Origin of the sequence: Sinomonas terrae, from assembly GCF_022539255.1 — a bacterium.
In the GTDB taxonomy this organism is placed as follows: Bacteria; Actinomycetota; Actinomycetes; order Actinomycetales; family Micrococcaceae; genus Sinomonas; species Sinomonas terrae.
This window is the reverse complement of record NZ_JAKZBV010000001.1, coordinates 4,046,861-4,066,724: the sequence shown is the minus strand read 5'-3', so window position 1 is coordinate 4,066,724 and position 19,864 is coordinate 4,046,861. Positions and strand designations below refer to the sequence as shown.

18 protein-coding genes are annotated in these 19,864 nt (G+C 67.3%); 11 read left to right on the top strand and 7 right to left on the bottom strand.

Features of this window, described 5'->3' with window-relative positions; translation table 11 throughout:
* Positions 1-89: 89 nt before the first annotated feature.
* The gene (locus tag L0M17_RS18795) at positions 90-1,307 is read right to left on the bottom strand and encodes an ROK family transcriptional regulator (protein WP_241055910.1); all 1,218 of its coding nucleotides are present in this window, start codon (positions 1,305-1,307) and stop codon (positions 90-92) included.
* Positions 1,308-1,416: 109 nt separating this feature from the next.
* Between L0M17_RS18795 and xylA the strand changes: the two genes are divergently transcribed.
* The 3 genes from xylA (at position 1,417) to L0M17_RS18780 (ending at position 5,379) form a co-directional block, all read left to right on the top strand.
* Positions 1,417-2,604 (top strand): xylose isomerase, encoded by a 1,188-nt coding sequence (gene xylA, locus L0M17_RS18790; protein ID WP_241055909.1) that lies wholly within the window; start codon positions 1,417-1,419, stop codon positions 2,602-2,604.
* 73 nt (positions 2,605-2,677) lie between these two features.
* Positions 2,678-4,138 carry a xylulokinase gene (locus L0M17_RS18785; RefSeq protein WP_241055908.1) on the top strand — a complete coding sequence of 487 codons (1,461 nt, stop codon included), beginning with the start codon at positions 2,678-2,680 and terminating at the stop codon, positions 4,136-4,138.
* Entirely contained in the window at positions 4,135-5,379 is a 1,245-nt protein-coding gene (locus L0M17_RS18780; protein WP_241055907.1) for a D-arabinono-1,4-lactone oxidase, read from the top strand. Before L0M17_RS18785 ends, L0M17_RS18780 begins: the two co-directional genes overlap by 4 nt.
* A 375-nt stretch (positions 5,380-5,754) precedes the next feature.
* Here the strand turns inward: L0M17_RS18780 and L0M17_RS18775 are convergent, their stop codons facing one another.
* The 3 genes from L0M17_RS18775 to L0M17_RS18765 are packed head-to-tail and all read right to left on the bottom strand — an operon-like array spanning position 5,755 to position 9,255.
* Positions 5,755-7,107, bottom strand: coding sequence for an MFS transporter (locus tag L0M17_RS18775; protein ID WP_241055906.1), 1,353 nt, complete (start codon positions 7,105-7,107; stop codon positions 5,755-5,757).
* A 4-nt stretch (positions 7,108-7,111) separates the two neighbouring features.
* A complete protein-coding gene (locus tag L0M17_RS18770; protein WP_241055905.1) occupies positions 7,112-8,113 on the bottom strand; it encodes a PDR/VanB family oxidoreductase in 1,002 nt (333 codons plus the stop codon).
* Between the two features lie 2 nt (positions 8,114-8,115).
* Positions 8,116-9,255 (bottom strand): aromatic ring-hydroxylating oxygenase subunit alpha, encoded by a 1,140-nt coding sequence (locus L0M17_RS18765; protein ID WP_241055904.1) that lies wholly within the window; start codon positions 9,253-9,255, stop codon positions 8,116-8,118.
* A gap of 126 nt (positions 9,256-9,381) precedes the next feature.
* Here L0M17_RS18765 and L0M17_RS18760 point away from each other — a divergent pair, with 126 nt between their 5' ends.
* The gene (locus tag L0M17_RS18760; RefSeq protein WP_241055903.1) at positions 9,382-9,969 is read left to right on the top strand and encodes a PadR family transcriptional regulator; all 588 of its coding nucleotides are present in this window, start codon (positions 9,382-9,384) and stop codon (positions 9,967-9,969) included.
* Between the two features lie 371 nt (positions 9,970-10,340).
* Positions 10,341-10,778 (top strand): SRPBCC family protein, encoded by a 438-nt coding sequence (locus tag L0M17_RS18755; protein ID WP_241055902.1) that lies wholly within the window; start codon positions 10,341-10,343, stop codon positions 10,776-10,778.
* A gap of 12 nt (positions 10,779-10,790) precedes the next feature.
* Here L0M17_RS18755 and L0M17_RS18750 read toward each other — a convergent pair whose 3' ends face one another.
* Positions 10,791-11,891, bottom strand: a complete 1,101-nt coding sequence (locus L0M17_RS18750) for a tartrate dehydrogenase (protein ID WP_241055901.1) — start codon at positions 11,889-11,891, stop codon at positions 10,791-10,793.
* 329 nt (positions 11,892-12,220) lie between these two features.
* Between L0M17_RS18750 and L0M17_RS18745 the strand changes: the two genes are divergently transcribed.
* Positions 12,221-12,838 (top strand): hypothetical protein, encoded by a 618-nt coding sequence (locus L0M17_RS18745; RefSeq protein WP_241055900.1) that lies wholly within the window; start codon positions 12,221-12,223, stop codon positions 12,836-12,838.
* Between the two features lie 173 nt (positions 12,839-13,011).
* On the opposite strand, the gene L0M17_RS18740 is transcribed toward L0M17_RS18745, so the two are convergent.
* Positions 13,012-13,875 carry a DUF1206 domain-containing protein gene (locus L0M17_RS18740; protein ID WP_241055899.1) on the bottom strand — a complete coding sequence of 288 codons (864 nt, stop codon included), beginning with the start codon at positions 13,873-13,875 and terminating at the stop codon, positions 13,012-13,014.
* A gap of 171 nt (positions 13,876-14,046) precedes the next feature.
* On the opposite strand from L0M17_RS18740, the gene L0M17_RS18735 reads away from it, so the two are divergent.
* The 4 genes from L0M17_RS18735 to L0M17_RS18720 all read left to right on the top strand — a co-directional run bounded on the left by L0M17_RS18735 (position 14,047) and on the right by L0M17_RS18720 (position 17,411).
* The gene (locus L0M17_RS18735) at positions 14,047-15,333 is read left to right on the top strand and encodes an adenylosuccinate synthase (RefSeq protein WP_241055898.1); all 1,287 of its coding nucleotides are present in this window, start codon (positions 14,047-14,049) and stop codon (positions 15,331-15,333) included.
* A gap of 207 nt (positions 15,334-15,540) precedes the next feature.
* The gene (locus L0M17_RS18730) at positions 15,541-16,092 is read left to right on the top strand and encodes an RNA polymerase sigma factor (RefSeq protein WP_241055897.1); all 552 of its coding nucleotides are present in this window, start codon (positions 15,541-15,543) and stop codon (positions 16,090-16,092) included.
* Positions 16,089-17,039, top strand: a complete 951-nt coding sequence (locus tag L0M17_RS18725; protein WP_241055896.1) for a hypothetical protein — start codon at positions 16,089-16,091, stop codon at positions 17,037-17,039. The genes L0M17_RS18730 and L0M17_RS18725 overlap by 4 nt, the downstream gene beginning before the upstream one ends.
* Positions 17,040-17,048: 9 nt before the next feature.
* Positions 17,049-17,411: a VOC family protein gene (locus tag L0M17_RS18720; protein ID WP_241055895.1), complete on the top strand. Its 363-nt coding sequence runs from the start codon at positions 17,049-17,051 to the stop codon at positions 17,409-17,411.
* Positions 17,412-17,442: 31 nt separating this feature from the next.
* On the opposite strand, the gene L0M17_RS18715 is transcribed toward L0M17_RS18720, so the two are convergent.
* Positions 17,443-18,216 (bottom strand): FadR/GntR family transcriptional regulator, encoded by a 774-nt coding sequence (locus L0M17_RS18715; protein WP_241055894.1) that lies wholly within the window; start codon positions 18,214-18,216, stop codon positions 17,443-17,445.
* A gap of 200 nt (positions 18,217-18,416) precedes the next feature.
* Between L0M17_RS18715 and L0M17_RS18710 the strand changes: the two genes are divergently transcribed.
* Complete coding sequence (locus tag L0M17_RS18710) at positions 18,417-19,826, top strand: MFS transporter (protein ID WP_241055893.1); 1,410 nt, start codon at positions 18,417-18,419, stop codon at positions 19,824-19,826.
* The last annotated feature ends 38 nt before the right edge of the window (positions 19,827-19,864 follow it).

Sequence of the window (19,864 nt, the reverse complement as noted above, 5' to 3'; positions counted from 1 at the left end):
GCGCCCTCGCCCGCAGGCGGCGCCCTTACCCGCACAGGTGCGGCTGCTCAGCGGCACGTGAGCGGTCAAACGGCACATAACCGGAAGGCCTACCCCAACAGCGCGTACGGCGCGGCCAGTGCCCGGCGTACGGCGGCACCGGCCGCCCCGCGAAGGGCCGCCGTCGTGCCCAGCTCGGAGAAGGCGACGGCACTCGCTGCAACGGCCCCAGGGGCAAAGCCCTCGAGGCTCGCGAGCAGCGCCGGCCGCAGCCACGTTGCCAGTGCTGCGAAGTGCCCACCGAGCACCACCGCGGAGAGATCGATGAGCCGGGCCGCGGAGACGACGGCGATGCCGAGATAGTGCCCTGCGCGTTCGACGGCGTTGATCGCCTGGGCATCCCCTGCGTCAAGGGCCGCTTGCAGCGCGGCCATGCGCGCCGCCGTCGTGCTTCCGCCGTTGGTGATGCCCGCGGCGGCGAGGATCGCTTCCTGGCCCGCGACGGTCTCGAGGCACCCACGCCCCCCGCACGAGCAGCGCCGCCCCGTCGGTTCGACGACGACGTGCCCCACCTCGCCCGCGTGCCCGCCGGGACCGGCGAACAGCTCGGACCCCATCACGAGCCCACCGCCGACGCCAACTTCTCCCGAAACATAGAGGTATGAGCCAAGCGCTGCCCCATGCCCGTACCAGAGTTCGGCGAGGGCTGCGCTGTCGGCCTCGTTGGAGAGGACGACGCCGAAGGGGGCTTCCGGGACGAGCTCGGCTAGTGCGGCGGAGAGGTCGGCATCGCGCCAGCCCAAGTTGGGTGCGCTGAGGACGGTTCCGCTCGAAGGCTCCACGAGGCCCGGCACGGCAAGGCCTCCGCCGAGGAGGGTCATCCCGGCCTCGGCTGCTGCGGAGACGCACCGGCCGACGAGCTGGGAGAGTTCGGCGACGACGCCCGCCGGCTCCCGGCCGCGATTCACGGCCTCGGCAACCTCGTGGAAGTGAAGCGTGCCGTGGAGGTCGACGACGCCGACGGCGAGGTAATCGACGTTCACCTCCGCGCCGAGCGCTCCCCGCCGCGCGTCGAGGGCGAGGCCGACTCCGGGGCGCCCGCGCTCGCCTGCTCGTGTGAGCCCGACTTCCTCGACGAGCCCGGTCTCGAGGAGCTCGGAGACGAGGCTCGAGACGGACGCTTTCGTGAGGCCGGTCGAGGAGGCGATATCGGCGCGCGTAGCCAGACTCTCGGGCCCTATGCTGCCGAGCACGAGCGCGAGATTGCGGCGCCGGACGTCGCCGACGCGACCCGGCGCCATGGTTGCCCCGCCGTCATGCTCGCGCATGCTCCTCCTTCTTCGAAAACCATTGACCAAGTTCACCATGGCCCATATAGTTCAGAACACATACTAATTCTTCTTCCCCTCCGAAACCTAGCCCAAAGAGGTGCCTGACATGACGCTCACCCCCACCCCTGCCGACAAGTTCACTTTCGGCCTCTGGACCGTCGGCTGGACCGGAAACGACCCGTTCGGCGTCCCCACCCGCGCCGATGTCGATCCGGTCGAGGCCGTCCACAAGCTCTCCGAGTTCGGCGCATACGGGATCACGTTCCACGACAACGACCTCGTCCCGTTCGGGGCGAGTACCAACGAGCGTGACCTCATCCTGAAGCGCTTCCGCGCCGCGCTCGAGGAGACGGGCCTCAAGGTCCCCATGGTCACGACCAACCTCTTCAGCCACCCGGTCTTCAAGGACGGCGGCTTCACCTCCAACGACCGTTCGGTCCGCCGCTTCGCGCTCGCGAAGGTCCTCCACAACATTGATCTGGCCGCCGAGCTGGGCGCCGAGACCTTCGTCATGTGGGGCGGCCGCGAGGGCTCCGAGTACGACGGCTCGAAGGACATCAACGCCGCGCTCGATCGCTACCGCGAGGGCGTCGACACCGCCGCCGCGTACATCAAGGACAAGGGCTACGGCCTCCGGATCGCGCTCGAGCCCAAGCCGAACGAGCCGCGCGGCGACATCCTCCTCCCGTCGGTCGGCCACGGCCTCGCGTTCATCGCCCAGCTCGAGCACGGCGACATCGTGGGCCTCAACCCCGAGGTCGGCCACGAGCAGATGGCCGGGCTGAACTTCACCCACGGCATCGCGCAGGCGCTTTGGGCGGGCAAGCTCTTCCACATCGACCTCAACGGCCAGCGCGGCATCAAGTACGATCAGGACCTCGTGTTCGGCCACGGCGACCTCACGAGCGCGTTCTTCACCGTTGACCTGCTCGAGAACGGCTTCCCGAACGGTGGCCCCCGCTACGAGGGCCCCCGCCACTTCGACTACAAGCCGTCCCGGACCGACGGATACGACGGCGTGTGGGAGTCCGCGAAGGCGAACATGCGCATGTACCTCATCCTCAAGGAGCGGGCGACGGCGTTCCGCGCCGATCCCGAGGTCCAGGAGGCCCTGCGCACCTCCGGCGTCTTCGAGCTCGGCGAGCCCACGCTCGCCGCGGGGGAGACGACGGCGGATCTGCTCGCCGACGCCTCGGCGTTCGAGTCGTTCGACACCGAGAAGGCTGCCGAGCGCTCGTACGCGTTTATCAAGCTCAACCAGCTCGCGCTCGAGCACCTCACCGGCGCGCGCTGAGCTGAGCTGACCTAGCCCGCCGCGCCACCACCCAGCCCCCGCCGCCCTGACCCCCGCCCGGAGGACCGCGAACATGCCACTCGTAGCCGGAGTCGACAGCTCCACGCAATCCTGCAAAGTCGTGGTCCGCGACGCCGAGACCGGAGCGCTTGTGCGCTTCGGCTCGGCGCCGCATCCCGCGGGCACCGAGGTCCATCCGGACGCATGGTGGGAAGCCCTCACGGCAGCGATCGCGGCCGCGGGCGGGATCGAGGACGTCGCCGCGATCTCGGTCGGAGGCCAACAGCACGGCATGGTCTGCCTCGACGCGGACGGCGAAGTCGTGCGGCCCGCGCTGCTGTGGAACGACACGCGTTCGGCGGGGGCGGCGGAGGCGCTCATAAAGGACGCAGGCACAGCGACGGGCGCTGGCGACACCGCCGCCGGCGCCCGCTGGTGGGCCGAGACGACCGGAACGGTTCCGGTCGCCTCCATCACCGCGGCCAAGCTGCTCTGGCTCGCTGAGAACGAGCCCGAGAACGCTGCCCGGACGGCCGCCGTCTGCCTCCCGCACGATTGGCTCATGTGGCGCCTTGGCGGGTACGGGCCGAGGAGTCAGGGGCTTGACCCTGCGCTTAGTGCCCTCGCGACTGACCGTTCGGACGCGTCCGGCACCGGCTACTTCTCGCCCATCACGGGCGAGTACCTTCCCGAAGTCCTCGAGCGGAGCCTTGGGCACGTGCCGGTGCTTCCGAGGGTCCTCGGGCCCCTTGAGGCAGCGGGTCGCACCCCGGGTGGTGCGCTCGTCGGCCCCGGCGCTGGCGACAACGCTGGGGCCGGACTCGGGGTCGGCGCCTCGGTGGGCGACGTCGTCGTCTCGATCGGCACGTCGGGGACGGTCTTCGCCGTCGCCGACCGCCCGACGTCGGACTCCACCGGCCTCGTCGCCGGCTTCGCCGATGCGACCGGGCACTACCTCCCCCTCGCGTGCACGCTCAACGCGTCCCGAGTCCTCGATGCGACGGCCGCGCTCCTCGGCGTGACCCTTCCGGAACTCACGGCCCTGGCGCTCTCTGCTCCGGTGGGGGCGGACGGACTCACCCTTGTGCCGTACTTCGAAGGCGAGCGGACCCCGAACCTCCCTGACGCGACCGGCTCGCTGCACGGGATCACGCTGCGGAACTACACGCCGGCCAACCTCGCCCGCGCCGCGGTCGAGGGGATCGTGTGCTCCCTCGCCGACGGCCTCGCGGCGCTCACATCGCTGGGCGTCGCGGCCGAGCGGGTCATTTTGGTCGGCGGGGCGGCACGCTCCGAGGCGATTCAGCAGGCGGTTGCCGGGATCTTCGGGCTGCCTGTGCTGGTGCCCGAACCGGGGGAGTACGTGGCCGACGGCGCCGCGCGGCAGGCGGCGGGCGTCCTCCTCGGCGCGTTTCCCCAGTGGGAGAATTCCGGCACGACGACGATCGCCGACGTGCGTACCCCCGCGCACGATGCCGTCCTCGAACGCTACCGCGCGGCCACCGCGACGATTTACCCGAAGGGATTGCAGTGAAGAACTGGGCTGGGAATCTGGAGTATTCGGCGGCCTCGATCGCACGGCCGGAGTCTGTGGAGGAGCTTTCGGAGCTCATCGGCTCTTCGACTCGTGTGAAGGCTCTGGGGTCTCGACACTGCTTCAACGACGTCGCGGACACAGAGGGCGTGCAGGTCGTGCTGGACCGGCTCCCCGGCGGCGTCGAGGTTGACTCGGAGCGCCGGGTCGCGAAGGTCTCCGGGGGAATCACGTATGGAGACCTCGGGCTCGCGCTCGAGTCCCAGGGGTGGGCGCTGCACAACATGGCCTCGCTCCCGCACATCTCGGTGGCTGGCGCGGTCCAGACGGGCACGCACGGCTCCGGCATTTCCAGCCCCGCGCTCGCCTCGGCCGTCAAGGCCGTCGAGTTCGTTCGCGCGTCCGGGGAGGTGGACCGGCTCGAGGAGGGCGACGGCGACGAATTCCTCGGGAGCGTCGTGGGCCTTGGCGCGCTCGGGATCGTGACTGCGCTCGAACTCGCGGTGGAGCCGACGTACAAGGTGCGGCAGCAGGTGTACGAGGACCTGCCGTGGGAGACCGTCCTGGCCGACTACGACGCAGTGGCCGGGGACGGGTACAGCGTCTCGCTGTTCACCGACTACGCCGGGGACACTGTGCCCCAGGTGTGGCGCAAGGCGAGGCTCGACGCGGAACCTGGGCCCGCGCCGTCGTCCTTCCACGGTGCCAAGCCCGCGACCCGGCCCCGACACCCTCTGCCCGAGATGGACGCAGTGAACTGCACGCAGCAGCTCGACGTGCCCGGGCCGTGGCTCGATCGGCTCCCGCACTTCCGGCACGAATTCACCCCCAGCGCGGGTGATGAGCTCCAGACCGAGTATCTGCTTCCGCGCTCACACGCCGCTTCGGCGTTCGAGGCCGTGCGGGCGCTCGCGGGGAAGCTCGCGCCGCTCCTGTTCGTCTCGGAGGTGCGCACGATTGCGGCCGACGAGTACTGGCTCAGCCCGGCCTACCGTCAGGACAGCGTGGCGCTGCACTTCACATGGCGGCTCATGCAGGCCGAGGTCGAGGCGTTCCTGCCCGAGCTCGAGGCCGCGCTGGCTCCGTTCGGAGCGCGGCCGCACTGGGGAAAGGTGTTCTCGGTGCCGACGGCCGAACTCGCCAAGCTGTACCCGAGGTTCGCCGACTTCCGGGAGCTCGTCGCAAAGCGCGACCCGGAGGGCAAGTTCCGCAACCGGTACCTGGACCGCATCCTCGCCTAATCCGTTTCGGGTACGCCAACTCCCCTCCCTGACCGTTTCGGGTACGCCAACTCCCCTCCCTGGCCGTTTCGGGTACGCCAACTCCCCTCCCTGGCCGTTTCGGGTACGCCAACTCCCCTCCCGGACCGTTTCGGGTACGCCAACTCAGTTCAGAGGCACTAGGCGAAGGAGAGGACGACGGCGGCAGGCGACTTTCGCCGTCGTCCTCCCCATGGCTCCCTTCTCTCCTTCGCAGGGAGCGTGAGATCTGTACCCGAGAGGGTCCTGAGGGGAAGTTGGTGTACCCGAAACACTTAGGTCTGGGCGCTGTCCCGCGCACTACGCCGCGAACCGTATGACGTGACCGTGATCCAGAAGTCCCCGCCGCTGTCGGCGTCAATGTCCCGCGAGGGCCGGTTCGTCGTCGGCCGTTGAACCCGCCGCCGCGCTGCGCGGCAGGAGGAAGACCGCCGCCGCGGCGACGAGCACGACGGCGCCCACCGCGAGGTAGAGCCCGCTGGGGGTCCATCCGGCGTCCAGAAGGGCTCCCGCGACGGTAGGCGAGAGGATCGCTCCAGCTCGCCCCACCCCGATGCCCCAGCCCACTCCCGTGCTCCGGAAGGCGGCAGGGTAGACCGACGGAGTGATGACGTAGAGACCCGCGATGCAGCCGTTGATGAGCCCGCCGAGCACGACGCCGATGGCGAAGGCGAGGGCGAGGATCCCGACGGCCGAGATGAAGACTGCCGTCGCAAGGGCCGCGAGGACCGTGAACCAGATCATGACAACCCGGCTCGCCCACCTCGCGGCGAACACCCCGAACGCGATCGAGCCGACGGTCCCACCAAGGGTCAGCATGAGGCCGCCGACCACGCCTTGGCTCTCGGTCATCCCCGCGGTCACGAGCAGCTTCGGTGTCCAGCTGTTGACGAAGTAGAAGCCGAACATCACGGCGAAGAACGCGACCCACACCAACAGGGTGGATCGGCGGCTCGAAGCATCGAAGAGCTGGCTCAGCGGGTTCGGGACGGGCTGTGCGCCGGAGGTGGTCAGACCTCGCTCCGGCAGGGCCACCGAGGTCAGCCGCAGGCGCCGGGCAAGCCGATCGAGCTTCTTCTCGTACCCTCGCGGCCGCCGGGTCATGAGGAAGTCAACACTCTCCGGCGCTAGTCCGAACACGAGCGCGAACAAGACGATGGTCGTGAGACCGCCCCCGAGGAAGACCGCATGCCAGCCGAATTCGGCCTGGAGCCACACGGCCGCCGCCCCGCCGAGGGTTGCGCCGAGACCGTACCCGGCCGTGACGATACTGATTGCCAGGCCGCGCGAGCGCTTCGAGGCGAACTCGCTCGCGAGCACATTCGTGCACGCAAGGATTCCGCCCACGCCCAGCCCCGTGAGAACGCGCCAGATCCCGAGAGGTAGCGCGTCCGTAGCTGTGGCAGACAGGAGCATGCCAACAGCCGATGTCCCGACCGAGACGAGGAGCATCGGACGGCGCCCGATCTTGTCCGCAACCGGACCGATCAGGAGCGAGCCGAGGGCCATTCCGACCAAGCCCGCGCTGAGCAGTACGCCGAGTTCGCTGCCACTGAGCCCGAAGTCCTTCGACACGCGGGCGGACGTGAAGGCCATGGCCAGGACGTCGAACCCATCGAGTGCGTTGAGGAGGGTGCAGAGGGCGACGACGATCCACTGACCGGCGCGCATGGGTGACGCATCAATGTGCGCCCTGATGTCTGTAGTCATGGGTTCAGCTCACTTCAATGCTCACGACGGGCCGGCCTGCACCGGGACGCGGGGTGGATTTGGCGGTGGTGACGCGGGAGACGCAGCAGCACATCTTGGCCGAAGCCTGCTGCTGGCGCCGGCTGTAGAAGACGTCGCGATGGTCGAGGTCCCCGACGAGGTCGAGAACCTCGACCTCGCAGAGGCCGCATTCGCCCTTGCGGCAGTCGAACATCATGTCGGCTCCGGCGGCCTCGAGCGCCTCGAGCATCGACCGGCCCTCCGGGACTACAGTCTCAAGGCCGAGGCGGGGGATTCGGACGATGAATTCCTCCGGGTCGAACCAGCCGCTGTTCCCGAAGGTCTCGTACCGCAGGTTCGGAAGCTCGAGCCCCGCGTCCTGCCACGCGCGCCGCACGGCATCCATGAGCCGGATGGGGCCGCACATGTAGAGCTCGGTGTCCCGATCGAGTGCGCCGACGAGCGCGCGGACGTCGAGCGGAGTGCCCTCGCCGTCAACGTGGACCTCGAGGTGGCTGCCGTGCTCGGACGGGAGCTCGTCGAGGTACGCCATCGCATCACGGCTGCGTCCCGCGTAGATGAACCGGTAGTCTGCGCCGAGCCTGGCGAGCACCCGGGCCATTCCGAGGACAGCGGTGACTCCAATCCCGCCCGCGAGGATGACATAGCGGGGTGCGCCGATTCGGAGCGGGAAGTTCTGCATTGGCTGGGTGAGTTCGATCGCGTCGCCTGGAGCCAGCGTGTTCATGAACTCCGACCCGCCGCGGGAGGTCCGCGTGCGGAACACCGACAGCGCGAGCCGGGAGCCGCCGTCGTCCGAATCGACGACCGAATACGGGCGCACGTCGCGTTCCCCGTTGACGACGACGGCGACATCCACGTGGGTGCCGGGCGCGGCCCGGGCCGGGGCGTCCGGCTCGATGACGATGCGCCGGATGTCGCGCGCGACCTCGCGGGCTTCAACGACCCGCCCCCTCTGCCAGACCTCGCTCGAGTTGGCCGCCACGGCTAGGCGCCAATCGAGGCGGGCTGGACGGCGGGAGCCGGCTCGGCGGCCGCCGCGGACGCCAAGCGGCCCTCGGCCTCGAGCATGCGCTCGATGAGCCTCCGGACCCACATGCCCCCTGCATCAATGTTGAGGCTGTAGAACTCGTAGTCCGGATTGGCGTCGATGGCCGCCTGCTGGGCCTTGAGCATGGCCTCGTCCTCGCCGAAGACTCCGTGCACGCCGTTGCGGAGTTGAGTGGTGATGAGCTGGCTCTCGAGGCAGTAGTTGCGCATGAACGCCCAGAAGTAGTGGCACGTTTTGTCCGTCTCCGGGGAGATCGTGTTCATGACGTAGCCGTTGACGCCCTGGCTGCGGTCGCCGTCGAACGATGCCGTCCCGGCTTTGGCGACGCCGACATCGATGGTGATGGTCGACGGCGCCTCGAAGGTGATGATCTGCCATCGGTCCACGCGCCCCTCAAAGCCGGGGAACTTGTCGCGCATGTTCTTGAGCCAGAAGGGCGGCGCCTCGATGTCGAACATCCAGCGGGCGACGGTGACCGTGCGCTCGTCGTGGGTGACCTTGAAGTCCGAAGCGCTGAGCTCCTCCTGGCCGATTGACGAAGAGTGGACGAACTCCTCATGGGTGAGGTCCATGAGGTTGTCGAGGACGAGTTGGAAGTTGCAGGGCGCGTAGATTGTCTCGCCGTCGCCCGCCCATTCCGGGGAGCTCATCTGATGCATGTCCGGGATGAGCGCAGGGTCCGCCTTCTCCGCGTCGCCGAGCCAGACCCAGGCGAAGCGGTAGCGGTCGACGATCGGGAACGACGGCACCGTCGCCGAGGGGTTGATGGTCTCCTGTGCCGGCATGGAGGTGCATCGGCCGGCGGAGTTGTAGGTGATGCCGTGGTACGGGCACTGGATCTCATCACGGCCGATGGTCTTGCCCATCGAGAGCGGTGCGAGGCGGTGCCAGCACGCGTCGGCGAGCGCGACGGGCCGGCCGTCCTCGGTGCGGAAGAGCGCGAGGGGGCGGTTGGCGATCGTGCGCGCCAGCGGCTTGCGCGTGAGCTCGTAGTCCCACCCCGCCACGTACCAGGCGTTGAGCGGGTGGGCGAGGGTCTTGTTGGTCGTCGAGGTCGGGTTGATCAGGGGAGCCATGGGGGGTCCTTCCCGCCCGCCGTCGTTGGCAGGCAATCAACTATCTATCTCCATAGATAGATGGTGAGGTGAACCACGCTCTATCTATGGAGATAGATAGTTGCAAGAGCCCGATAGGGTAGCCAAATGAGCCTCAGGAATGCGCTCTTGGCGATGCTCACCTCGCAGCCCATGACGGGCTATGACGTGTACAAGAACTTCCAGACTTCCGTCGGATACGTCTGGCATGCCCCGGACTCGCAGATCTATCCCGAACTGCGGCGCATGGAGCAGGACGGGCTCATCCGCGGTGAGACGGTGCCGTGGGGCAAACGGGGCACGAAGAAGCGCTACTCCATCACGGAGGCCGGCGTCGAGTCCTTCCAGGCCTGGCTGAATGCTCCCCCCGAGTATCAGCGTGAGCGGGATCCGGTGCGGTTGCGCGCCGCGTATCTCGAATGGGCTAAGCCGGACGCCTCGGCGGAGTTCTTCAGGGCGCACACGGCCTATCACGCTGGGCGCATCGAGGACTGGGAGGAGATGATCGCGGCCCTTCGCGACCAGTCCAACCCGACCCTCGCGAAACGCATCGAGGGCAAGTCTGCCGAAGAGGCTCGGCGCATCACCGCGTACAAGGTCTTCGCATATGAAGGCATGATCGCTCGGGCCCGGGCGGAGATTGCGTGGGCGGAGAAGGGGCTGGAGCTAGTGGAGGAGCTTGAAAGGCGGGTTTAGCTCCGGCGCGGTCGACGGCGGAAGGGGACTTCCGCCGTCGACCGGCCTTCGAATGCAGCTAGCGACTCGCCTTCGCCGTCTCGGGTACAGATAACCGGCTCCAGGGCGATCTCGGGTACGCGAACGACGACGACGGCCGGAGGTTTCCGCGGCTCGAGTTGCTGGCTGCAGCACCATCTGTACCCGAGATCTCTTAGGAGCCGAATTGGCGTACCCGAAAGAGGGCCAAGGCCTTCTCGGGTACGCCAACTCCCCTCCGTGGCCGTTTCGGGTACGCCAATGAACGCGCTGCAGCGTCTCGGGTACAGAAACTCCCCAGGCATTGGCCTTTCACCGGCGGCGGAGTATTTTGTGGCTCCGAGGAGGGTCATATGACGGGCAATGCGAGGGATGCAGTGGCATCCGTGAAGATAGCGGCAGGCCGTGAGGCGATCTGGACGGCGCTGACAACTCCGGAACAGATCGAGAAGTATTTTCTGGGTACGCACGTGACAAGCACGTGGGAGGTGGGAACTCCGGTCACCTTCGCTGGCGAATGGCAGGGAAAGCATTACCAGGATCACGGCATCGTGCTCGCAGCGGAGCCTCCGGAACTTCTCCGTGTGAGCCATTACAGTCCTCTGAGCGGCAAGCCGGACGTCCCTGAGAATTATCACACGGTGGAATATCGAATTGAGAATGACAACGACAATACTTCTCTTGTAACAATCACTCAGGGAAACAACACGAGTGAAGGCGAGGCGGCGGAGTCGGAGAAAACCTGGCTGCTTGTCCTGACGAATTTGAAGGAGCTGCTGGAGGCCTCGTGAGGTAGGGTCAATTCACTCGCCAGAAGCTTCAGCCACCGCCTTGATCTCGTCGGCCACGGCCTTCCCCAGACTCTGCGTCGTTCCTTCGCCGCGGAGGTCGGGCGTGAGGACCGTGCGGTCGGCCTGGGCTAGCACGTTCTCGAAAGCGCGCTGAACCGCCGCGCCCGCGTCGCGCTCGCCCAGGTGCTCGAGCATGAGGGCGGCGCTCCAGATCTGACCCACCGGGTTGGCAACTCCCTTTCCCGCAATGTCGGGGGCCGAGCCGTGCACGGGCTCGAACAGGCTGGGGAAGCACCGCTCTGGGTTGATGTTGGCGCTCGGGGCGATTCCGATGGTCCCCGTGCAGGCCGGCCCCAGGTCGGAGAGGATATCGCCGAAGAGATTGCTCGCGACGACGACGTCGAACCAGTCCGGGTGCATAACGAAGTTCGCAGTGAGGATGTCGATGTGGAACTTGTCGACATCCACCTCGGGGTACCGCTTGGCCATCTCCTCCACGCGCTCGTCCCAATACGGCATCGTGATGGAGATTCCGTTGCTCTTCGTCGCCGAGGTCAGGTGCTTCCGAGGACGGTTCTGGGCAAGCTCGAAGGCGTACTTGAGGACCCGGTCCACGCCCGTCCGGGTCATGACGGTCTCTTGGATGACCGTCTCCCTATCGGTGCCTTCGAAGATCTTCCCGCCGATGCTCGAGTATTCGCCCTCGGTGTTCTCGCGGACCACATAGAAGTCCACGTCCCCCGGGGCACGGTCGGCGAGCGGACTCTTCATCCCGGCCAGGAGCTTGACCGGCCGGAGGTTGATGTACTGGTCGAAGTGGCGGCGGAATTGAAGGAGGCTCCCCCACAGGGAGACGTGGTCTGGGACGGTCTCGGGCCATCCCACTGCACCGAAGAAGATCGCGTCGTAGGTGCTCAGATCCTCGAACCAGTCCTCCGGGAGCATCCGTCCATGCTTGCGGTAGTACTCGGCGTTCGCATAGTCGAACTCCGTCGTCTGGAGCTTGAAATCGAAGGCCTCCGCGGCCGACTCCAGAGCTCGCACGCCTTCCGGCATAACCTCTTGGCCGATGCCATCACCGGCAATCACGGCAATGCGGTGAGTTTTGGTCATCACTTCTCCTTGTATTGATCGGCCGAGCCAGCTGTTCTGTCCCCTCGCTAGCGTAGGAACCTCAATGCCTTTGATGAGGTATTTGGCGGAAACAGTGTCGTGCTCCCCATGCAGTTTGTCGCGTCGCTGCCAAGCTTCTCGCATTGCCTCCTCCGGCTCTTCACGGGCTGCGCGACGTTGCAATAGCGTGGACTCGATCAGGCTGGTCGCTGACCGCCCCGTCGATTCGCTGGGGGTGCAACAGGCCGATGAACCGCTCTCGTGCAGACGCCAGGGAGCACGCGAGTGTTTGGGCTGGGCCGGAGCGTCTGGTCCGGTGGATCCTCTCCGTGAGCGTGGTCGCAGGGCCAGTGGCGTTTGCTGTCGGGGGCCTGCTCGAGCCGGCGGTCCATGCCAACGGTGAGGCGACGATCGCGGGCAACGCGGCAGAGCCTGCCCTCGGCAATGTGCTCCATCTGGTCGGGTTCGTCGCGGCTTCGTTCCTGCTGCCCGTGAGCGTTGTCGGGCTGGCCGTGCTGGCCTATCCGAAGAGGCCCTGGGGCTCGGTGATCGGCGGCCTGCTCGGAGTGTTCGGGTGGCTGCCGCTGGCCGCGCTGACGGCTCTGGAGGATCTGGGGTACGCGATGGCCCTGCGTCCCGAGCGGATGACGTACGCGTCGCTGTACGACGCCTTCAGCTCCGACGCCGTGATGTCGGTGTTCCTCGTCGTGTACATCGTGGGCCACCTTGCCGCCTACGTCGTGCTGGGCATCGTGCTGATGCGCGCGCGGGCGGTGCCACGCTGGGCCGGCTGGGCGCTGATCCTCAGCACGCCGGTCACCCTTGCCACGTTTGTGGTCCCCGGGAAGCCGCTCGTGTTCGGGGACGTGGCGCTCGTGCTGATTGTGGTCGGCTCGCTGCCGGCCGCCCGCGCCCTGATACGGCGGCGGACGACCGAGAGCGGTTAGTCCTGCTGCATTGAACGCGGGAAGAAGCGCAAAGCGCGGACGACGGCGGAAGTCGGCTTGCGTCGTCGTCGGCCTCTTGAAGCGCTCGCCAGTTCGTGTACCCGAGATGGCGAATGAGGGAAGTTCGTGTACCCGAAACGGTCAGAAGGGGGGAGTTCGTGTACCCGAAACGGTCAGAAGTGGGCGTACTTTGCCCTTGCCGCCGAGTACACGCCGTAACAGGCCAGGCCAATCGCGACGGCGCCCAGGATCCACCCGCCGAACGGCTGACCCGCGAGGCTCTTGAGGGCGCCGTCGAGGCCCGTCTGCTGTTGGGGGTTGTGGTTCGCGGTCGCGACGAAGACCAAGACCCCGAGCACGGCCAGGGCCACGCCCTTCGCGACGTACCCTACGCTTCCGACGATTTTCACCCACCCCGGCACCGAGGGCTCCGGCTGGGCGTCCTTCCCCAAGAATGACTGCGTGAACCCGCGGAAGCCGAAGTACCCTGCGGCGCCGAGCAGCACGAGCCCGGCGATGATGAGGACGACGACGCCGAGAGGCACCGCGAGGAGCGTCGCCGTGATCTCGCGAGACTGCTGGCTCGAGTTCTTCCGGTTGCCGAGCGCGAACGTCGCGAACAGCACTGCAAGCGCGGCGTAGGCAACGCCGGTTCCCCCGGGACCGAGGCCTTTCGTCGGCTTTCCGTGGCGGCGCCACTCGGCGAAGAACTCGAAGAACATCCAGAGGGCGAGCGCGGCGCAGCAGAGCGTCCCACCCCAGAGGATCACGGGGCCGCCGGGCGCCGAGGCGATCTGCTCGACGGCGCCGGACTCGTCGGCGTGGTTGTTGCTCCCGCCGAGGGCCACTTGCACCGCGAGCCACGCGATGAGCACGTGGAGGAGCCCGACGAAGACGAATCCGACGCGGGCCACTCCGGTGGCCCAGGGGGAGCGCGAGGCCTTCTCGGCCCCCTCCTCGACGGTGCGGGCGCCGTCCTCCGCCGCATTGCGGGTCTTGCCGCCCGAACCCCGATGATCGTCCACGGAATCTGCCATGCCTGATGGTTCCCCCGTCTTCGGCACTTCACGCGGTGCTTCGGTAGACTTGGGTGGCAAGAGCCCCGGCATTTTGCCGCGCAGCTTCGGTGGGAGGTGCGCGTAAGAGACGGGGCTTTCGCATGAAGGCTCTCGGCCAGAGGACCGTAAGGCGTACCCGGGGAGGAATCCATGCCAGCAATCGTGATCGTCGGAGCCCAGTGGGGCGATGAGGGCAAGGGCAAGGCGACGGATCTGCTCGGGGGCCGCGTGGATTACGTGGTCAAGCCGAATGGCGGCAACAATGCGGGGCACACCGTCGTCGTCGGCGGCGAGAAGTACGAGCTCAAGCTCCTTCCCGCTGGCATCCTGAGCCCGAACGCGATCCCGATCATCGGCAATGGCTGCGTCGTGAACCTCGAGGCGCTCTTCGAGGAGATCGAGGGCATCGAGGCCCGGGGCGGCGACACGTCGCGCCTGCGCGTCTCGGCGAACGCCCACCTCGTGGCCCCGTACCACCAGACGCTCGACAAGGTGACGGAACGCTTCCTCGGCAAGCGCGCCATTGGAACCACCGGGCGCGGAATCGGGCCCGCGTACATGGACAAGGTCGCGCGTCTGGGCATCCGCGTGCAGGACGTCTTCGACGAGTCGATCCTGCGGCAGAAGGTGGAGGGTTCTCTCCACCAGAAGAACGAGCTGCTGGTCAAGGTCTACAACCGCCGTGCGGTGAGCGTCGACGAGACAGTCGAGTACTTCCTCGGCTTCGCGGATCGCCTGCGTCCCCTCGTCGTCGACTCCACTTACGAGCTCAACAAGGCGCTGGACGACGGCAAGGTCGTCCTCATGGAGGGAGGCCAGGCGACGTTCCTCGACGTCGACCACGGCACGTACCCGTTCGTGACGTCGTCGAATCCGACGGCGGGCGGCGCCTCGGTCGGCTCGGGCATCGGCCCCACGCGCATTTCCCGCGCGATCGGGATCATCAAGGCGTACACGACCCGCGTCGGCGCTGGTCCGTTCCCGACCGAGCTGTTCGACGAGATGGGGGAGTACCTCCAGAAGACCGGCGGCGAGTACGGCGTGAACACGGGCCGTCCGCGCCGCTGCGGCTGGTACGACTCGGTCCTCGCGCGGCACGCCTCGCGCGTCAACGGCTTCACCGACTACTTCCTCACGAAGCTCGACGTTCTCACGGGGATCGAGAAGATCCCGGTGTGCGTTGCGTACGACGTCGACGGCGTGCGGTACGACGAGATGCCCATGACGCAGACCGAATTCCACCACGCCAAGCCCATCTTCGAGTACTTCGACGGCTGGACCGAGGATATCTCCGGCGCCCAGACCCTCGACGAACTCCCGGCGAACGCTCGCGACTACGTCCTGGCCCTCGAAAAGCTCTCGGGGACGCGCTTCTCGGCCATCGGCGTCGGCCCCGACCGGGACCAGACGATCGTGGTCCGGGACCTCATCGACTGACCGGAAAAAAATTCTTCAAAAAAAATCTCGTACCCGCGTAACCCCCAGGCCATCCCGAACGATGACATACGTGGAAGCCGGGCTGGAATCTGTCCCCCATCATGTTCCAGCCCGGCTTCTTCATGTCTCCAGCAGTCGGGACGAGAACGCTTCCGTGCCCGTACACTGAGACGGCCAATGGGGAGTTCTCGACGAGAGCGGGGATCAGTGCCGGATTCGCTCGCGGATCGCGACTTGGTCGCGGGCGTTCTGCCGGAGACGGAGCTTTTCGCCCGTGTCTACCAGAGCCTCGCACCTGCGGTCCTCGGTTACTTCGGAGCCCGCGGTGTGGATGACCCGGAGGCGCTCATGCAGGACGTCTTCCTGAGCGTCCTTCCCCGGATCGGCGAGATCACCGGCGGCGTGGCCGGGCTTCGCACCTTCGTCTTCTCGGTCGCGCATGCGCGGGTGGTGGATTACTACCGCCGGGTCGAACGCCGGCCGCGCAGCGTGGACTACGACCCGCTTCTCGACATGCGTGCCGTCCCATCAGCCGAGTCGGAGGCGCTTGTCCGGACAGGGCAGACGGATGCACATCTGCTCATCGGGGCGTTGAAGCCCGAGCAGAGGGATGTCCTGATGCTGCGGATCGTGGGCGAACTCAGCGTCGAGGATGTCGCGAGCGTGCTCGGCAAGACGCCGGGCGCGGTCAAACAGCTTCAACGGCGGGGCCTCAAGGCGTTGCGCGAGATTGTTTCGGAAGGGGTGATGGCACAGTGAGCAGCGAATCGATGCGGGAAGCAGTGGCGGATATCCTCGCCGATGCCGGTCTGGCGGACGACGGCGCGCTCACCCGTACGCTTGAGTCCTTCGGCGAGCTGTGCCCGGCTGAGGCACCCGCGCCCACCGGTGCGCTCGCCGAACTCCTCGCGCACGGAACCGCGGCTCCGGGGGGAGTCGCCTCGAGTCGCTCCGCGAGCCGGGCGGCGGAAGCGGCTGTGGGCAAGCTCTCGCCGCAGGTGGCCCCGGTCGTTCCCTTCCCCGTCCGGAAGCGGCACCGTGGCGCCGCCATCAGCGTGGCGGTGATTGCCGGCGTCGGCCTCAGCGCCTCTGGAGTGGCGGCCCTCGGCGGTGTGGACTACTCGGCGAACGCACCTCAGGCCGACGCCCGCAGCGCTGTGGCTCCCCAGCTGGGCGCCGACTCCTCGGCGCAGTCCCAGGCTTCTTCGCCGGCGGACGCCGTCGTCCATCAGGCTCAGGCCTTCGCTGCCGCGGCAGGCGGCAGTAGTGCAGCTCATGAGGATCCCAGCGCCGCTCCCTCAGCCGGTGGGTCGCAGGACGCCGCGGCGAGCCCCGACGTCGTACGGCCCTCCACGGCGGTGGGGCAAGCGGAAGCCGAGGCCGCCCGAGCTGTGGCGCCGGCCGCGGCTCATATGGAGGATGCGCTCTCTGGCGTCGCGCACGATGTCGGCGACGTGGTCGCACCGCCGCCCGCTCCACGGCACCGGGCGGATCCGGCTCCGAGCCGCGGCCGGCACGTCGCTCAGGAAGCGGCCGCGACGGCCCAGGCTATTGCCGCGCCGTTCGCCTCGGCTCCCGTCAAGGAGGCCATCGCGGTGGCCTCGGGAGCGGGCCAGCGCATCGCCTCTGCCGCTGCCGGAGCTCTCGGGCATCAGCAGGGCAACAACGGCGGACGGGCCCTCGCCGCGGTCGGCGCCCGGCACTAGAGTGTCGCCATGGCGATCGCACGTCTTCCCAGCCTTGTCATCGACTGTCCCGATCCCGGTGCGCTAGCGAGGTTCTACGGCGCGATGCTGGACTGGAAGGTCGATGTGGACAATGACCTCAGCTGGGCGGAGGTGCGGGCCGACTACGGTGACTGCATCTGCTTCCAGAAGGTCGAGGACTACACGCCTCCCCGTTGGCCCAGCCAGGAACTGCCCCAGCAGATGCATCTGGACGTGGTCGTCGACGATCTCGACGCGGCCGAATCCGCCGTCGTCGAGCTCGGGGCCACGAAGCACGAGCATCAGCCCGGGACCACGTTCCGCGTCTTTCTCGACCCGGCCGGCCACCCGTTCTGCCTCTGCGCGGGCTGACAACCTAGGGCTGACAACCTAGGGCAGCGGCCTAGGGCTGTCTTGCCTCGTCGAGCGTCAGGTTCTCGCCCGCGCCGAACTGCTCGCTGACCTCGGACATGGTGCGGCTCATGAGGGCCCGCATGGCGGCATGGGCGGTGTCCGGGTCCGAACGTTGGATCGCAACAGCCACGCTCATGTGCTGTTCAAGCGCCTCCGCGTGGGGGCGTTCTGGCATGAGGCCGTGGTGCGTCCGGCCAGCGAGAACCTCGCCGACAAGCGGATACAGGGCAGCGAACATCTCGTTCCCGGAGGCGGCAAGCACGAGCCGGTGGAACTCGATGTCGAGCTCGAGGAAGCGTTCGCTGTTGGTGTCCTGACCGGCAGCCCAGAGCTCTCCGGCGAGGGTGAGGATCTCCGCGGCGCGCTCTTGGGGGGCCCGGAGCGCGGCCATCCGTGCGGCCTCGGGTTCGATGGCGCTGCGCAGTTCGATGAGCGAGCGCAACTGCGCAAAGCGGTTCGAGGAGTCGAGCCGCCAGCGGATCACTTGGGGGTCGAAGACGTTCCACTCGCTCGTGGGCAGGATCTGGACGCCGACCCGGCGGCGCATCGCGACGAGACCCATGGAGGCCAGAACCCGCACGGCTTCCCGCACGACCGAACGCGAGACGGCGTAGCGCTCTTCGAGCTCTTCCAGCTGCAGGACGCTGCCCACCGGCAGGAGCCCGTCGGCGATCGCGGAACCCATGCGGTCGAGCACCTTGCCGTGGAGGCCGGTCGCGGCCGGGGCCCCTTCAAGGGGTTTGGGGGGACCTACTACCGGCATAAGAACTCCTACAGATCAGCGGCGATCGCTCTCTACATCATAGCTGTTGCACAAATCACGATCTTAGATATGATCTATAGCGCATCTGGGACAAGCGAAGCAGATGCAAACCACCCCCATCAAGGAGTGACTATGGCGTCAACTCACACCGCCTCGCCGGCTGGTGCAGCGTGCGCCGGTTGCCAGCAAGAAAGGCGATGATGGATCAGACCACCATCCGACGGTTGTCCGACGAGGCAACCGAGGTCCTTCTGAACAAGGACGGCACTTCGTCCAGCCGCCGTGGCGGCTGGATGATGATTGCCACGATTCTCATCGAGGCGTGGGATCTGTACGCGATCTCCTTCGTCCTCGTCTTCATCTCCGCCGAGTACCACCCGACGGCCGTGCAGCTCGGCCTTGTCACTGCCGGTGTCCAGGGCGGTGCCCTCATCGGCGCGTTGATCGGCGGCTACGTTGCCGACCGGTTGGGCCGCAAGCGCGTGTTCATCCTGACGATGGTGCTGTTCATCATCCTCGCCGTCGCGCAGGGCTTCTCGACGAACGTCTGGGACCTGATCATCCTCCGGTTCCTCATCGGCATCCCGCTCGGCAGCGACATCTCCAACGGCTACGCCTACATTATGGAGTCGATGTCGAAGGGCTCCCGCGAGGTCATGGGCAGCCGCTGGCAGTTCATGTTCGGGCTCGGCGAGGTCTTCTCGATCGTGGTCATCACGATCATGTACATGACCGGCATGGACCACGCCATCCTGTGGCGCGTCGCGCTGGCCATCGGCGCCCTGCCCGCCATCTTCCTCCTGCTTGCCCGCCTCGACCTCCCCGAGACCCCGCTCTCGCTCATCCAGCGCGGCCAGTTCATCAAGGCCAAGGAGGTCTCCCAGAACCTCTTCAACGATTCGCTCGACATGCTGCCGAACGAGAACGTCGTCATGGAGCGGCCCAAGGTCGGCGACTTCCTCAAGGTCATCTGGGCTGACAAGACCAAGCGTCGGGCCACGATCTTCGGCTGGATTTCCAACGCCTGCCAGGGTGCCGAGTTCACCGCGTTCGGGTTCTACCTCCCGGTCATCCTCGTCACCGCCGGCGTCGGCGTGGCGGGTAGCGGCCACACGACCAACATCACGGGCACCAACTTCGTCACGGCCGCGATCTACGTCCTCGCGACGATCTCCGGTCTGACCGCTCCGATGATGATCTCCAAGATCGGCCACCGTGGCGTGGCGATGTGGGGCTACGGCCTCGCGTTCGCAGGCCTCGTGCTCGGCGCGTTCGCCCTCGGCGCCAACATCCAGTGGCTCATCGTCCTCGGCGCCTGCACCCTCATGTGGGGCCACTACTGGGATGCCTCCAACGGCATGACGATCACCTCCATGGTCGCCCCTGCCCGGTTCCGCGGTACGGCCTCCGGCTTCGGCTACGTGTTCGTGAAGGGCGCCTCGTTCTTCGGCGCGTTCGTGTTCCCGATCATGACCGCCTCGTGGGGCAAGGTCGGTGCGACTCTGGCCGTCTCGATCCTCTCCCTCATCGGCTTCCTCGCGGCCAAGTTCATCCTCCCGGAGCTCTACGGCTACGTGGACCAGGAAGGCAAGGCTGTCGCGAAGGTCTAGCAAGAGGCTTCAGCAGCAGTTCCCATCGACGGCGGTGT

Bases quoted from the DNA above. Each gene is read 5' to 3' on its own strand.
- L0M17_RS18795 (WP_241055910.1), bottom strand. From the start codon at position 1,307: ATGCGCGAGCATGACGGCGGGGCAACCATGGCGCCGGGTCGCGTCGGC.
- xylA (WP_241055909.1), top strand. From the start codon at position 1,417: ATGACGCTCACCCCCACCCCTGCCGACAAGTTCACTTTCGGCCTCTGG.
- L0M17_RS18785 (WP_241055908.1), top strand. From the start codon at position 2,678: ATGCCACTCGTAGCCGGAGTCGACAGCTCCACGCAATCCTGCAAAGTC.
- L0M17_RS18775 (WP_241055906.1), bottom strand. From the start codon at position 7,107: ATGACTACAGACATCAGGGCGCACATTGATGCGTCACCCATGCGCGCC.
- L0M17_RS18765 (WP_241055904.1), bottom strand. From the start codon at position 9,255: ATGGCTCCCCTGATCAACCCGACCTCGACGACCAACAAGACCCTCGCC.
- L0M17_RS18760 (WP_241055903.1), top strand. From the start codon at position 9,382: ATGAGCCTCAGGAATGCGCTCTTGGCGATGCTCACCTCGCAGCCCATG.
- L0M17_RS18755 (WP_241055902.1), top strand. From the start codon at position 10,341: ATGACGGGCAATGCGAGGGATGCAGTGGCATCCGTGAAGATAGCGGCA.
- L0M17_RS18750 (WP_241055901.1), bottom strand. From the start codon at position 11,891: ATGACCAAAACTCACCGCATTGCCGTGATTGCCGGTGATGGCATCGGC.
- L0M17_RS18740 (WP_241055899.1), bottom strand. From the start codon at position 13,875: ATGGCAGATTCCGTGGACGATCATCGGGGTTCGGGCGGCAAGACCCGC.
- L0M17_RS18735 (WP_241055898.1), top strand. From the start codon at position 14,047: ATGCCAGCAATCGTGATCGTCGGAGCCCAGTGGGGCGATGAGGGCAAG.
- L0M17_RS18720 (WP_241055895.1), top strand. From the start codon at position 17,049: ATGGCGATCGCACGTCTTCCCAGCCTTGTCATCGACTGTCCCGATCCC.
- L0M17_RS18715 (WP_241055894.1), bottom strand. From the start codon at position 18,216: ATGCCGGTAGTAGGTCCCCCCAAACCCCTTGAAGGGGCCCCGGCCGCG.
- L0M17_RS18710 (WP_241055893.1), top strand. From the start codon at position 18,417: ATGGATCAGACCACCATCCGACGGTTGTCCGACGAGGCAACCGAGGTC.